The organism is Limnobacter sp., assembly GCF_964228395.1.
Classification (GTDB): Bacteria; Pseudomonadota; Gammaproteobacteria; order Burkholderiales; family Burkholderiaceae_B; genus Limnobacter.
In genome coordinates this window covers 1-15,188 of the sequence record NZ_CAXQZX010000078.1, presented here as the reverse complement: position 1 = coordinate 15,188, position 15,188 = coordinate 1, and the positions used below count along the sequence as shown (strand labels likewise).

At 52.8% G+C, this 15,188-nt stretch carries 11 protein-coding genes and 1 tRNA gene; 4 read left to right on the top strand and 8 right to left on the bottom strand.

The window, feature by feature from the left end; translation table 11 throughout:
• Window positions 1-13 precede the first annotated feature (13 nt).
• From ACEQU8_RS06155 to ACEQU8_RS06120, 8 genes are all read right to left on the bottom strand, one after another.
• Window positions 14-535: a hypothetical protein gene (locus tag ACEQU8_RS06155; RefSeq protein WP_370262304.1), complete on the bottom strand. Its 522-nt coding sequence runs from the start codon at window positions 533-535 to the stop codon at window positions 14-16.
• On the bottom strand, window positions 532-1,677 hold the full coding sequence (locus ACEQU8_RS06150) for an ATP/GTP-binding protein (protein WP_370262303.1): 1,146 nt from the start codon (window positions 1,675-1,677) through the stop codon (window positions 532-534). The genes ACEQU8_RS06155 and ACEQU8_RS06150 overlap by 4 nt, the downstream gene beginning before the upstream one ends.
• Window positions 1,674-3,494, bottom strand: a complete 1,821-nt coding sequence (gene pglX, locus ACEQU8_RS06145; protein WP_370262302.1) for a BREX-1 system adenine-specific DNA-methyltransferase PglX — start codon at window positions 3,492-3,494, stop codon at window positions 1,674-1,676. The genes ACEQU8_RS06150 and pglX overlap by 4 nt, the downstream gene beginning before the upstream one ends.
• A 43-nt stretch (window positions 3,495-3,537) precedes the next feature.
• On the bottom strand, window positions 3,538-7,095 hold the full coding sequence (brxC, locus tag ACEQU8_RS06140; RefSeq protein WP_370262300.1) for a BREX system P-loop protein BrxC: 3,558 nt from the start codon (window positions 7,093-7,095) through the stop codon (window positions 3,538-3,540).
• An 11-nt stretch (window positions 7,096-7,106) separates the two neighbouring features.
• Window positions 7,107-7,763: a DUF1788 domain-containing protein gene (locus ACEQU8_RS06135; RefSeq protein ID WP_370262299.1), complete on the bottom strand. Its 657-nt coding sequence runs from the start codon at window positions 7,761-7,763 to the stop codon at window positions 7,107-7,109.
• Window positions 7,760-8,371, bottom strand: a complete 612-nt coding sequence (locus tag ACEQU8_RS06130) for a DUF1819 family protein (protein WP_370262297.1) — start codon at window positions 8,369-8,371, stop codon at window positions 7,760-7,762. The genes ACEQU8_RS06135 and ACEQU8_RS06130 overlap by 4 nt, the downstream gene beginning before the upstream one ends.
• A gap of 1,026 nt (window positions 8,372-9,397) precedes the next feature.
• Window positions 9,398-9,473: transfer RNA gene (locus ACEQU8_RS06125), tRNA-Asn, on the bottom strand.
• A 122-nt stretch (window positions 9,474-9,595) separates the two neighbouring features.
• Complete coding sequence (locus ACEQU8_RS06120; protein WP_370262296.1) at window positions 9,596-10,783, bottom strand: pyridoxal phosphate-dependent aminotransferase; 1,188 nt, start codon at window positions 10,781-10,783, stop codon at window positions 9,596-9,598.
• 276 nt (window positions 10,784-11,059) lie between these two features.
• Between ACEQU8_RS06120 and uvrB the strand changes: the two genes are divergently transcribed.
• The 4 genes from uvrB to ACEQU8_RS06100 form a co-directional block, all read left to right on the top strand.
• The gene (gene uvrB, locus ACEQU8_RS06115; protein WP_370262294.1) at window positions 11,060-13,123 is read left to right on the top strand and encodes an excinuclease ABC subunit UvrB; all 2,064 of its coding nucleotides are present in this window, start codon (window positions 11,060-11,062) and stop codon (window positions 13,121-13,123) included.
• 63 nt (window positions 13,124-13,186) lie between these two features.
• Window positions 13,187-13,678: a low molecular weight protein-tyrosine-phosphatase gene (locus ACEQU8_RS06110; protein ID WP_370262293.1), complete on the top strand. Its 492-nt coding sequence runs from the start codon at window positions 13,187-13,189 to the stop codon at window positions 13,676-13,678.
• Window positions 13,679-13,935: 257 nt separating this feature from the next.
• A complete protein-coding gene (gene iscR / locus ACEQU8_RS06105) occupies window positions 13,936-14,418 on the top strand; it encodes a Fe-S cluster assembly transcriptional regulator IscR (RefSeq protein ID WP_370262291.1) in 483 nt (160 codons plus the stop codon).
• Window positions 14,419-14,446: 28 nt separating this feature from the next.
• Window positions 14,447-15,188, top strand: a 742-nt coding sequence (locus tag ACEQU8_RS06100) for an aminotransferase class V-fold PLP-dependent enzyme (protein ID WP_370262289.1), incomplete at its 3' end; no start/stop codon positions are given.

The following is a 15,188-nucleotide window of genomic DNA, read 5'->3' as shown; positions in this document are numbered from 1 at the left end:
CCCTGGGCATGATTCATTGCTGTGCCTTCGCGATGCGAGCTGCCGGCCATTTCGGAAAGCTCGCGTTCCAAAGCTCGATGTTGAAAACCTGGCAGTTCTCCACCAACTGGCGTTTCCAGCGCGGCACAGACTTACCCATTGGTGGAAGCTTCTTGGCGATCTCGTCCGAGAGATTCGGCAGCAACTCGTTGTCTTCTAGCGTGACTAGGCTGATGTAGTGAACCGGCTTTTGCAGGCACTCCTCGGCCCAGCGATACAGGAAGGTGTCAATGAACTTGGCGGTAAAGGTGTCGCTGAGCGTTCCGTCTTGCAGTTCGCCATGAAACTTCGCCAACCCCTCAGCCTGTGCCTTTGGGTTACCCGGGTCTTTCACCTCAACAAAGAGAATCGCCTCCTCAAGCTCGACCACGAAATCGACGCGATGCATTTGCCCGATACCGTGATAGCCTGGTTGGTCGGCCTTCATCTGATCGAAAACAATGGCGTCGATCGCATTTGTAAAGTCGATCTCCAGGTCGCGCTCGCGCAGTTTCATTTCCCCAAGGCCCCCATCTTGCGAGCCACCTGTTCCTTGGTCAGCTCGTTGAAAGTATCGGCTATGGCGTTCGGCTCAATGGCGCGGTAGTCGTCCATACTGTCCCGACGTACCTGACCAGAGTCGGCATCACGGGAAAGTACGTGAAAGCGCACCTGATCCCCCTTACCCTTATCCAGCAACAGGTCGAACCACTTGAGCAGCACGTAGTCGTGTGTGGCCAGGATGACTTGCTGTCCATTTCGTGCAAGTTCAAGCAAGGCCTGCACCAGATCCCGCATCAGCTTGGGGTTGAGGTTGGATTCAGGCTCGTCCCAAAGCAGCGGGCCGCTTGTGCCAGGGTTGAGGCTGCCGTTGCTAAGCAGGCGTTGAAGCACGCCGATCTTGCGGAAGCCTTCGGCCGTCATGCCGCTGGACATAAGCGGAGTCTGCTTTGGTGCGAAGCGAAGCTTCGAGTCCTTGAAGCTTTGAGGTGCCAATTCCTCATCAGCGGTGCTTTCGCCCAGCTGATCGACGTACATGCCTGCTTGGAAGGAGAAACCACCTGCCTTGAACAAGTAACGCCCACCAATCAGATTGGTTAATCTCGGAACGATGGTGGAGTGCCTTGGATTGTTCTGGGTCTTCTTTAGCAGCTTCCCGTCATCTTCGATCCGCAACGCGTTCGCCAAATCCAAATAGGTATCGTCAAAGATCCGTTCGATAGTGGGCAAGTCTGGCTGCTCGGCAGTCAGGCCGCGCACCAGCGATAGCACCTCCTTGGTCGGAATGAAGATGGCGGGTAAAGCCTCGCCAACTGATGTCGACGTTACCTTGACCACCTCGGCGCTGCCGTTGAACTTGGCAGTGATGAGTTGGCCGGACGCAAAGGTCGTGCTCAGCTGCGCATCACCTCGGGTACCTGCACGACGCAGCTCGCCCACTTTTCCGCTGAGCGGCTGATATAGGCGGCACAGCTTGCGGGCCAGTTGTTCATCAGCCTGCTCCCCGCTGGCCTCCGGTCCGCTCAAGGCCAGTACGGCTTTGAGCAGCTGGGTTTTGCCAGTACCGTTCTCGCCAATTATGATGTTGATGCCGGGCGAAAAGTCGATCGCCAACTCAGTGAAAGCGGTGAAATTCTTAAGCTGCAGTTGAGTGATCATGCCGCCCTGCCTTGAGCGATGGCCTTTACCATCATCTCCATCTTTTCAGCTTCCGAGTTGCCATCAACCAGGCGCAGGTACGCTCCTCGGTACTCCGGCTTGTGTGTGTTCTCCAGCACAAAAGCGGTCGTAGACACCACTTCACCACCGATGCTGTCGAAGGCCCGTGCACCCAAGTGGGCCATCGAGAGAATGGTGTGCTGGTTCAAGATGCGGCTGCGCAAAGCTTCGAAGGACGACAGGAACATCCAACTCTGCATGGTGATCATGGCGACCGCGCCGCCGTTCTCCGTTAGATCCAGATTGCGTTCAATGAACATCGCAAACAGGTCGGACTTGCTGTTCGGGTAGTTCTCCCTCGCCCACACACTCAGCCGCCCGTTCATCCCTTTGCCGCCCATGTAGGGCGGGTTGGCCACCACCACCGCATAGCGTGGGCTGAGGGCTTCGGCCATGCGCAGCACCTTGAGCACGCGCTGATGGGTATCGGCTAGGAAGAGGTTTCCGGCCATATCATTGGCTTCCAGCGTAGCCAGTACATCAGCCACATTGCCCACCTTGGGCACGATGAGCGAGCCGAAGTTATCGGCCTCGCTGAACTGCTGCAAGGTTTCGCGCAGGCCATGCGTGAAAAGGTTTCGGCCCACATAGCCCATGTACTCATCCAGTTCCTCAGGGCTGAAGCAAATCTTCTCCAGCACTGTAATGTTCGGTTTAATGCGTTTGTTGAAAAATCGGCGGTGTTGGGCACGGGCCTTCATTGTCAAGGCGAATGCGGCTAGCTCACCCGCACGTTCATCGAGTTCGATACCGTACAGGTTGTGTGCCAGAATTTTCTCTGGGATCTCCGCAACGTCGTAGCCCTCTTCTTCATAAATGGCGTACAGCAGGTCAAAGGCATACGTGAGCATATGGCCAGAGCCACAGGCTGGGTCACACACCTTGAGGTCCTCAGGCTTACTAATGCGTAGAAAATCGTTGCCCAGCTCGCCGCTACCCATTTCTGGCGGGATGTAATACTCCATCTTCTCTGCCAACTTCGAATGCGGGCGGTTGAGCAACCACAGGCGGCCCAGGGAGTTGTCCACCAGATAGCGCACAATCCAATGTGGCGTAAAGAGCTGGGTGGCAGCCGGGATGTTCTCCGGCGTGATCTTTTGATTTTTCTTCAGCCTTTCAAAAACGGCATCTTTCTTTTCGGAAATATAAAACTGGTAAAGCCAGCCGATCACTTCGACATCTTTGCAGGCGTCTGGTGTCATGGCTTCGCGGGTATACGCCAAAATGGAATTACCGGAAAGCAGATCGTCAGGCATCAGCAGCTCGGTGTAGTCGTTGATGCGCTCAAACAGAAAAGGCATGGATTCATGCCAGCTGTTACAAGCTGCCACAACCAGAAGGCGATAGGCCTCTCCCTGAGGGTCATGGCTGGGTGCCGTACCAGCAAGCAGATCGGTCACTTGCTGTTGTATCTTGCTGGGCACCATATCCGCATCCATGTGCCCCATCTTTGCTTCTAGCAAAATTTCCGGCTGAAATTGGCCTTCTGAGGGTGACACGATACCGATTCGGGTATATCGGTTCACATCCATGAAGCGCAATGCACAAAAACGGTTAAACCAGGTGTATGCCACTCGTTCAATCACTTGATCTTTGCCGTGCAGGCTAATTGCATCCTCCAGCTTCTTGACGGCGTCGGCGTTTTCACGCCGCGCAGCACTGCCTGCTGATAGCACCAAGGCCAGCTTGGCGCTTACCTGCTCCCCAAGTGTGCGGCGCGCAAATTGAGCGAATTTTTTTAGTTTGCTGGTGTCCATTTGCCTTTCCCTACAGCCATAAATTTACTCATGGCGCTCCCATTTATATTTGGACTCGATTGCCCGCCTGAATTTCTTTCAACCACGCTTCGCGCTGCTTATGAAGGTAGTCATCCAGCTCGGCCTCACTGCTGAGCCAAGGCTTACCAAAGCTCACTTTGATAGTACGGGCAGGTACCAGTTTTGTTTCTCTTGGTTGTGGTGTTGAAGTGATTGGTACGCTGGGCGCTTGGCCAGCGGAAGTAACTACCTGCGGCTCCGTATCTGTGCCTGAAACTGTGGTCTGCACAGCAGCGCGCGCAAATTGGTCAAGCTGAAGCAACAACTGCGGGAATCGCTCGTCCTCGAAATGCCGGAGCAAGTCGCGGATCATTGCGATTCGCTTTTGATTTTGTAAAGCCTGGCGGGTTTCACCAAATGGCTTGTTGAACAGCGACTGATTAGCCGTTGAAAGCTGAGCATACTCAACCGTAGACTGCAGCTTTTGTTCCAGCTCGGCTAGGCGCGCATTTGCAAGCTCCCTTTCAGTGGCAAGCTGATTTGCAATGGCTTGTTGTAACTCATCCAATTGCGGTTTGACTTGCTGCAGGCGGTTGCCCTGCCAAGGTTTAGTGTCAGCAAGAAGATTGCGAACCACCTCCACCCCGGCAGCCCCAACATAGGCAAAATTATCTTCCTGCGCGGCAACCAACAAGCGTGCTTGTTCATAGATCTGCCTTTGAGGGCTACTCATGAAACGCCGCACGGGGTCGATGATGGTTTCTTTGGTGTCCAGCAGTGCATTCTCGGCACGCCCCAAATCAGTCAGAAACCACTGGTCGGTTTTGCCGGCCAAATCCTTGAGAGTTGCGATTACCGGGTCCAACACAGCCAAAAAGGGGTAATCGTTTTTTTGACCAAGCAAGCCAGCCAATTCAATTTCCATTTCTTTGAGGGCGTCGATCGCCTCACGGGCCATGGCACGCGCTTCGTTGCTGCTGGCTGGCTTGTCGAAAAAGTCTGCAAAAAACTCTTTTAAGGCACGAACCTGGGAGGCACTGAATTCAACCTGAGGTTCGAGCACCAGCGAGGCATGAGCATTGGTGTTGCGCAAACTACGCTCTAGGGCGTCCTGCTGAAGTGAATTACTATCCTGGCGAACCTCGACCTTACCTCGGGCACAAAGCAACGCCAAGTTACACAAAATGGCAGCGTAGTACCAACCATAATTCTTGCGCTCAAAACGCTCAAGCAAACTCTTGACCGTGGTGCGCACACCGCTGCGTGCGTTGCTCTGAATGAAGGCCAATATTTCCTGCTCAGGCTCGGTGAGGCTGGTGGCATCATTGGCCAGCAGACCATCTTCCATCATGCGCAGGTGCTTGCCGATGTCTGCTTCATTGAAGGGCACATCGCGAAGCATGCGCAAATTCGGATAGGTAGTCTGAATTAAATAACCAAAACCAGCCAGTACGCGGGTTTGGCCATCCTCACTAGTAACCTCTACATCAGCAGCGTTGATCATCAGTGTTGCTTTGCCAAGCATGGCTCTTGCGCGCACTTGCAGGTCATTCAATCGCTCTGTGTTTTGAAAGCCTTTGGCGTCCAGGATGCGTTTTATAGCCTCCTGCTGAGTGTTGCTGTTCTGGCGGATGTATTTTTCCGTGCGTTTGTGCATCGTCAGGTCTTGCATGAAACGCGCATCGGCGGGCAACACCACTCGTAGTTCGTCCCTGCCCATGCTTTGCATACGCTGCAAAGTGATGTTGTCAAAGTTTTCTGACAACGGCGTGATGATGTGGATGGCCAACTCATGCTCTCGGCTAAGCGTTCGGTCGTCCAATTTGCGGGTGTAGGGGTAGTCTTGGCCGTTGCTGTGTCGGATCTTGCGTTGCTTGATCACACCGTCAAACAGTAAGGTTTCAAGCTCCTTCAGAATATCTGCGGCTTCAACTTCAGTGTTCTTGATCTCCTCTTCGACATCTTTTTCTTCATCGGTCAGGTATTCGTACACATCTGCATTGCGCTGAATGTAAGTCTGCTGCTCAAGTAGGCTAAGCGCTGCTTCAAGGTTCTTGCGCTGGGCAGGAAGATCCTCTCCAAAACGTTCGAGCATCAACACACTGAGGTTTCGAACGGTGGCCTTGAACTCTTTGACATACTTGACCAAAAACAGGGTTTTTAGGACGCGAACCGCGTACTCGTTCCCCAGATGGCGCTCAGCATTGTTGATGGCACTTTGGATAGCACTTTTAAGTGCACCCCGAATGCCTTCAAACATGCGATCAAAAGTTGCCAATTGGCCCACTGGCGCGTTGTCAATTGCAATAGCAACTTCTCGGAAAACACCCAGCATAGAGCGTTCGCCCACAGAATTTGCTTTGCCCTCAAAACCGTTGTGCATCGAGATGCCACGGATTGCCGACTGAAACAAGGGGAACTGATAGGGCACAAAGGGGTAGCAGTAGACAAAGTGGGTTTCGTCGCGAAAATTGCTGTACTGCTGCCCGCCATCTGCAAACTCAAACAGGGTTTTGAAATTATTAAATTGCTGGCTGTAGGTGGTTTTCAGCAGCTCGGCGCCGGTTTCGTTTTTGGTCAGCAAACGCTTCTGAATCACCTCAGCCACATCCGCACTGGTAAGCTTCATGCGGTTAGCAAAACGGGCCTGAATCTTTGAAAAGTCATTGCTTTGCTGTTTGCTCATGTCCCCCAACACAGAGTTCATATCCTCTTGCGCGGTAACAAAGATCCAAGCTCGTCCTTGGCATTTTGTGGCTAAACTTTCAGCCACCGTCTGCAGGTTGGTCATGAGCTTGGTGTTTTCAGCGATGTACTGCCCCACCTCATCGACAAAAAAATTAAGACGGAAGTTGGCTGGTTTATTATCCAACCACGCTTTTACCTGGTTACCAAAATCTTCAATAGAGACGCTGTATTGAGCTCGGTACTTGTCAAGGATGCCCTTGGTCAAGGCGGGGTCCTCGCCAGTGATGTCGGCGTAAGCACGTGCAATGTTGCCCGATTCGAGAAGAGCTTGCTCTCGCCCACGTTCCCAAGGCTTATTGGCATAGCGGTGGTAGGTTTCTTTGAACGGCTCCAATTGGTTTCGACTGTCCAGGTCTCGCTCGAACTGGGCGATGTACCCTTGCTTGCCAAAATAGCCGCACATCTCGTTGAAGACCTTCACAAACACCGAGAGCAAAGCGTCGATCTGAGTCTTGCTGATGATGTCGGCCTTCTGGTCGATATTGAACAGAATGCTTTTGGAAGGAATCGCCACGGCCTTTTTGAGTGATGCCCGTAGTAGTTCATCCTCTTTCGGGATCTTGGGCAGGAAAATGTCGAGAGCTGAACTACCGTCAATAGCACGATTTTCCAGCAACACAGCCAGCATTTTTAGCAGGTGTGACTTGCCGGAGCCGAAAAAGCCCGAAACCCAAACACCGTTTGCGCCGTGGTAATTGTTATACGCGTCAAGAAAATGTTCCAAACGTTTGGCGACTTCATCGGTCAGCACATATTCGTTAAGTTCTACATAAAGACTGCTCTCATCGTCAGCCTTGATCACGCCTTCTATCGGGCGGTTGACTGGTTGCCGAAAAATGCGATTTAGCTCCATCGACTGTTTCCTTAAGCCTGAATTTCATAAATATTAAATGCACGGTAATACTTGTCGTCATGCAGCAAACCAAACAACTCCAGGGAAGCCCCTTGCTCCAGCGAATGCCGATACTCACCCGGGAAAAAAAGGATTGTGGGCTTATCTTTCGCAGTACTTTGCAAATTGTTGAGTACATTGTGGGAGCGAATGTACGGAAACACTTCCCCGATACCAGATAAAAACAGTACGTCAAACTCAGCGGTTTGGAGCCGTTCGCCAATAGCTGGGATGAGGTATTCCTCGATTCCTAGAACGTTTTGAAGCAGTTCTAGCAGCCCATCCTTTTCAGCGTTCGCCTCAATGCTAAGAATTTCATCCCACAGGCACACCCCCTCACAGCTGCCCTCACGGGCTTTCAACATTTCGATGCAAAGGTCGTACAGATTGATTTCCAAAACCTTTACACCACGCCCTCCGAGGCATTCAACGCTACTGCTGGCCAAGGTGTTAATAAGCTGACGGCGCAAGCGCTCCATCTCATTCGCTTCTGAAGCTTTAAACTCGCAAATGTAAAATGGCAGGTCGTTGTTTAGCCCCCGCATCTGTAAGAAGCGTTCACCACTAATTACTTTAATAAGATGTTCAAAGCGGTTTGAAAGTGACTGATGACTTATTTTTGGGCTCATGCCTGCCACCTTTTTACTTCTAAGTCAGAAATGGGGAATACAACGAAGTCTTTTACATCGTTACGAGCCAGCAGTTCTGCTAGTGCTGGGCTAAGCAGCACCGGCTGAATAATTTGCTGATCAGAGACAAGACTTGCCTCACGCAGCATGCGAAAAAGATTTTGCCTCAGCTTTTGCTGAGTTGATCTGGCAAGCTGGTCCAGCTCCTGATGCCAAAGCGCCTTGCTATTGAAAAAATTGTCATACTCACCAATCGTCAGTTCACGACGCAAAGACAAGTAGTGTTCGCGCAAGACTTCAATTGCAAACTCCCTCAGAAAACTATAGCGGCGACACACCCCCACCCAAAGCAAGTACGCTTGGTCTCGAAGCGATAGGTCTGGATAAGCGTCGAGTTCGGCTTGGTCAAGCATTTCCAAACGAGAAATGACCTCTTTACTAATGCGCGTAGACGCCGCCTCGGTGCGCACCTGAAGCAAGTTTTCCTGACGCACAACATCCCGAACCTTCTTCCAATCGCTTAATCTGAGGTAGGAAGCGATAACCACCTCAGACTCTCGCAGGAACAAACCGCCGGTGGTAAAAGAGAGTCGATATCTTTCAGGCATTACAAATATTTCCTTAAGCCTAGCCTTATAGAGATTCTTTTATTCTCCGTACTTTGATACGGGCGCAGGAGGTCACCGAAAAAGTCAGCTTCTTGTAGCAAATTTTCCGCCGCAGAGATGGATTTCCCTCCAATTGAATTTTTCAATACCTGACCATAACAAGCCCCAGCAAAGGTCTTTAAAAGTTAGCAAACCGAATCATCGTCATGTACTTTGCGGAGGTGCTTTGAAAGCCTCCTTACTTTCACGCCGCATTTTGGACATTCTTTAAAAAGTGCGCCAGGGTGGATCACTCTCTTTTTTCGCCGCCCCTTTAACGTAAAGTTTTTTAGACCTAATTCCGAAGTAGGGGGGGAGGATCTTCCCCGGCCGATCTTATCTAAGAAGCCCCATCCCCCACACTTAAAACAATTGGGGTTTCCGCCGCTACATCCACAAGGTACACCTAAAAAAACAGGTTCTTTATCAACCATTCTTTCCTCACAGTGGCGTGATCCGGTCGTTGCGCTTTAGTACGTTATCCACAAACAATACCGACACTAAAAATTCGCTGAGGCTTCCCTTCAAAGTGAACGGGATTGGTCAAACTTTATCTCTAATGAAGTCGTGCATATGTCGACTTTCTGCTCCGGTAATTATCGATCATTGGAAAGTGTCGCGACTAGATTTCTTCTACCGATGAACGGGACCAAAATGGGGGGGCTGCTTGGAAATCAAGAGAACCAAACCATAGAATCGCGTGACTTGAATTGCAAACAAACCCCAAACAACTCTTCCGTTGGAACTTCGGTAATTATGAACACAAGCAGGCTCACCAATTGAGCCACTATAAAAATATTAAAACGAAGCTTTTCAACTCATGCAATTAGATCGCGATTGCAACCCACAAGGTAAACAAGTTGATTCGCAATGCGACAGCAACTGTGAAACCCCTCCCCTATCGTACCGAATACGTACCGACTGGCCCAGAAAAGAAAAAAGCCCTTTCGGCTAAAAACCGTAAGGGCTTGATTCGACTTCAGTATTTGGCTCCCCGACCTGGACTCGAACCAGGGACCTGCGGATTAACAGTCCGTCGCTCTACCGACTGAGCTATCGGGGAAAGAGCCGAGATTATAGCAGCGAAATTTTTTTGTGCAACCCTTAAAGCCCAATTACGGCCTTATTTGGGCCAACGCACCGAAAAAATTTCGCCACTTGCCTACAACTTAGGCAGAGCAAGGCTCAGCCCAATGCTTTGCCAATGCGCTCGCAGGCTTTTTCCAGGTTGCTCATGCTGGTGGCAAACGAAATGCGGAAGTAACCGTCTGCACCAAAGGCTGAGCCGGGCACCACCGCCACACCTGCTTCCAACAGGTAAGCAGTCAGTTCCAAATCGTTGGCAGCCTTGATTTTGCCCTCGGCGGCCAGCTTTTCGATGGCCTTGCGGGCGTCCACAAATGCATAAAAGGCGCCTTCGGCCTTCAGGCATTGAATGGTGGGCACAGCATTGAGCGCCTTGAACACGAATTCGTTGCGCTCGCGGAAGGCGGCCACCATGGGTTTCAAGCAATCCTGGTCGCCATTCAGCGCGGCCTCGGCCGCCACCTGGGAAATGGACGTGGGGTTGGAGGTGGACTGGCTTTGCAGGTTGGTCATCACATCGATCAGCTTGGCTGGGCCCGCAGCAAAACCAATGCGCCAGCCGGTCATGCTGTAGGCCTTGGAAACGCCGTTGAGCACCACGGTGCGGTCTTTCAACGCCGGGCAGGCATTCAGGATGTTCACAAACGGCGCGCCAGTGAGGTTGATGTGCTCATACATGTCGTCGGTGGCCACAATAATATTGGGGTGCTTCAGCAACACCTCGCCTAAAGCAGCCAGCTCTTCCTTGCTGTACACAGCGCCCGTGGGGTTGCTGGGGCTGTTGATCATGAACATCTTGGTTTTGGGGGTAATGGCCGCTTCCAATTGGGCGGGCGTGATTTTAAAGCCCTGTTCAATGCCGGCAAACACCAGCTTGGGCACGCCGCCTGCAATTTCTACGATGTCGGCGTAGCTCACCCAGTAAGGCGCAGGTATTACCACCTCGTCACCATCGTTGATGGTGGCCAACACCATGTTGAAAATACACTGCTTGCCACCCACACCCACAACCACTTCATTGGCTTTGTATTCAAGGCCGTTGTCACGCTTCAGTTTGGCGATCACCGCGTTTTTCAAACCCACCGTGCCGCCCACGGCGGTGTACTTGGTAAAGCCGGCGTCAATCGCCTTTTTGGCAGCCTCTTTGATGTGATCGGGGGTGTCGAAGTCAGGTTCGCCCGCGCCCAGGCCAATGATGTCCTTGCCCTCGGCTTTCAGTTGTGCGGCCTTGGCAGTCACTGCAAGGGTTGGGGATGGTTTGATCGTAAGTGCGCGATTTGAAAGCATGATTCCGTTTGTTGCGAGTGAAAAAAGAAAAAGTCAAGTCTGGAAATAAAAACAATTTCCGACGATAATGCAGGATTGGCCTATCACAAACCTTGCGTGTTTTTGCAGGGCGGGGCTCAAAAATGCGACGTCATGATTCTACGGCAATGCCTGCCTACTTAAAACCGTTTATAGAATCCCGGTTTTGTTATTCGCCCAATTGTGGCTGGCAAACATCACGACCTCGCGTTTTACGGGCCCTCTTAAATAGCAGCAACCCAAAACCAGCATTCTAACATGGCCCCAGGTTTCGTCAGTTTTCCAGACAGCCCCTTCCAGTTGTACCAGCCCTACCCACCCGCTGGGGACCAGCCGACGGCGATTGCCCGCTTGGTTGAAGGCCTGGGTGACGGCGAGTTCTTCCAAACGCTTTTGGGGGTAACAGGCTCTGGAAAAACCTACACCATGGCAAACGTCATCGCCCAAACCGGCCGCCCAGCCCTGGTGTTGGCGCCCAACAAAACACTGGCCGCCCAGCTGTACGCCGAAATGCGGGAGTTTTTCCCCAAAAATGCGGTGGAGTACTTCGTGAGTTACTACGATTACTACCAGCCCGAGGCCTACGTGCCCAGCCGCGATTTGTTCATCGAAAAAGACAGTTCCATCAACGAGCACATTGAGCAAATGCGCCTGTCGGCCACCAAAAGCCTGCTGGAGCGGCGCGACACCATCATTGTGGCCACAGTCAGCTGCATTTACGGCATTGGGGACCCCAGCGACTACCACGCCATGATCCTCAGCCTGCGCCATGGCGACAAGCTAAGCCAGCGCGACATCCTAAAACGCCTGATTGCCATGCAATACAAGCGCAACGACCTGGATTTTTCACGGGGAACATTCCGTGTGCGGGGCGACACCATCGACGTTTACCCGGCCGAACATTCTGAATTGGCTGTGCGCATCGACCTGTTTGACGATGAAATCGACGGCATTCAGCTCTTTGACCCCTTGACAGGCAAAATTCGCCAAAAAATTCCGCGCTTCACCATTTACCCCAGCAGCCACTATGTGACGCCACGGGCCACCGTGCTGCGCGCCATCGAGACCATCAAAGAAGAGCTGCGCCAACAGGTTGATTTTTTTGTTAAAAATGGCAAACTTGTCGAGGCTCAGCGCTTGGAACAACGCACCCGCTTCGATCTTGAAATGCTCCAAGAGCTGGGTTTTTGCAAAGGCATCGAAAATTACAGCCGCCATTTAAGTGGTGCGGCGCCCGGCGAACCTCCACCCACCTTGGTTGATTACTTGCCCAAAGACGCGCTCATGATCATCGACGAAAGCCACGTGACCATTGGGCAGTTGGGCGGCATGTACCGCGGGGACCGCTCGCGCAAAGAAACCCTGGTTAACTTCGGCTTTCGTCTGCCATCTGCCATGGATAACCGCCCCTTGCGTTTCGAGGAATTCGAGGGGAAAATGCGGCAACCAGTGTTTGTTTCAGCCACGCCCTCGAATTACGAGAAAGAGCACTCTGGCCAAGTGGTTGAACAATTGGTGCGCCCCACCGGGTTAATCGACCCCGTGATTGAAGTGCGCCCTGCCACCACCCAGGTCGACGATCTGCTCGGCGAGATCCACGAGAGGACTCGCGCCGGCGATCGTGTGCTGGTGACCACGCTCACCAAACGCATGGCTGAAGACCTCACTGATTACCTAAGCGACAACGGTGTGAAGGTTCGGTATTTGCATTCCGACATCGACACCGTGGAGCGGGTTGAAATTATTCGCGACCTGCGCCTGGGTGAATTTGATGTGCTGGTGGGCATTAATTTGTTGCGCGAGGGCTTGGATATTCCAGAAGTGTCCCTAGTTGCAATACTGGATGCCGACAAGGAAGGTTTTTTACGCAGCGAACGCAGTTTGATCCAAACCATTGGCCGGGCTGCGCGCAATTTGAACGGCAAGGCCATTTTGTACGCCGACCGGGTGACCGATTCCATGGAATTGGCCATGGGCGAAACCCAGCGGCGCAGGCAAAAGCAGATTGATTTCAACCTGGCCAACGGCATTACGCCGCGCGGGGTGAACAAGCAGGTGAAGGAACTAATCGACGGCGTGTTTGATCCAAACGCCTCCAAAGCCCGCAAGGCTGAGAAGGCTCTGGAAGAAGCCCCGTTGGGTGAAAAACAAGCCGCCAAAGAAATTAAACGGCTTGAAAAGCTCATGCTGGAGCATGCCAAAAACCTTGAATTTGAAAAGGCCGCCCGGGTTCGAGACCAACTGGGCGTGCTGAAAGAGCAGGTATTCGGCAGCAAGGGAGAAAGCAACATTGCCTCCCTGGATGCCAAGCGAAGCGCCTAGCGGCGTATGCGCTACAAAGTTTGGAACGTTCTTAAATTGTGGGTTCAGTCAAAGGAAGCCAATATGAAAAGCAAAGTCTTGTTTGTGTGCATGGGTAACATTTGCCGCTCTCCAACAGCGGAAGGTGTATTCAGGCAAATGGTGAAAGACGCCCAACTGGACCAGGAAATTTCTGTGGAGTCTGCAGGCACACACGCCTACCACTTGGGCAAAAACCCCGACCCACGCGCCGTGGCTGCGGCCGCCAAGCGCGGGTACGACATTTCTGGCCTGGTAAGCCGCCAGGTGAGCGCTGACGACTTTCGCGACAGCGACATGATTTTGGCCATGGACTGGGACAACATGAGCCTGCTGCAGCAGCAGTGCCCACGCCAGTACCAGCACAAAATCCAGCTCATGATGCGCTACGCCACCGAGCACGACGAGGCCACCGTGCCCGACCCCTACTACGGTGGCCCCGATGGGTTCGACACTGTGTTGAACTACATTGAAGACAGCTGCACCGGCTTGCTGGAAGTGTTGCGCAAGCGCGTGTTCCAGTTTGCTGCAGCCTAAGCTGCCTTAGTGCCCTGGCTTAGTGCCCTAGCTTAGTACCCTGCCTTAGCGCCGCCCTAGAGGCGGCGCAACCTTCCAACCCGTGTGATTAACAGCCACCCGGCTCAGTGATTCATCGCGCAACGCCGCCGCTGAATCAAACAACGCCACACCCTTGCCGTGTCACGCCATCAGGCCAAACCCTAGGCCTGAATTCTTGAGTAAATTAGTGGGTTTTGCTATACTTGACCAAAATACTCGGAATTAAGAAGGTTGCCATGCGCTTGACCACGAAAGGCCGATTTGCCGTTACCGCCATGATTGATCTTGCCCTGCAGCAAGACACGGGGCCGGTGTCGCTTGCCGGCATCAGTCAGCGGCAAAGTATTTCACTGTCTTACCTGGAGCAGCTGTTTTCGAAGCTGCGTCGCCACGAATTGGTCGACAGCGTTCGTGGCCCTGGGGGCGGTTACCAAATCACCAAGCCTTTGCACGCCGTGAGCGTGGCCGACATCATTTTGGCGGTCGACGAGCCTTTGGATGCCACCCAGTGTGGCGGCAAAGAAAACTGCACCGAAGAAGGCCAGTGCATGACCCACGACCTGTGGAGCAGCCTGAATCGCAAAATGCTGGAGTACTTGGGCTCTGTGTCTATTCAGTGCCTGGTCGACAAGCAGCGAGAAAAAAATTCCTCACGAACCATTCAGTTTCGTGAAAGGCCGGCGGCGTCTAATGCCCCAGCCGCAAGCACCACACACTAAATAACAGCAGTTGATTGGAGTTACTTGTATGAAGATGCCGATTTACCTCGATTACAGCGCAACCACCCCGGTGGACCCACGCGTGGTCGACGCCATGATCCCCTACCTGCGCGAGAGCTTTGGCAACCCGGCATCCCGCAGCCACGCCTATGGCTGGACGGCCGAAGAAGCCGTCGAAAAAGCCCGTGAAGACGTGGCCGCTTTGGTCAACGCAGACCCGCGCGAAATTGTGTGGACCTCGGGCGCCACCGAATCGAATAACCTGGCCATCAAGGGTGCGGCCATGTTCTATGGTCAAACCAAGGGCAAGCACATCATCACCCTCAAAACAGAGCACAAAGCAGTGCTAGACACCTTCCGCGATCTTGAGCGCCATGGCTTTGAAGCCACCTACCTGGATGTACAAGAAAACGGCCTGGTGAATATGGACGCCTTGAAAGCCGCCATTCGCCCTGACACCGTTTTAATCTCGGTGATGTTCGTCAACAACGAAATTGGTGTCATTCAAGACATTCCAGCCATTGGTGAGCTGTGCCGCGAAAAGGGCATTATTTTCCATGTGGACGCAGCGCAAGCCACTGGCAAGGTGGCCATCGACCTGCAAACCCTCAAAGTGGACCTCATGAGCTTTTCGGCTCACAAAACCTACGGCCCCAAAGGCATTGGTGCCTTGTATGTGCGCCGCAAGCCGCGCATTCGCATTGATGCTCAAATGCATGGTGGCGGTCACGAGCGTGGCATGCGCTCTGGCACCTTGGCCACCCATCAAA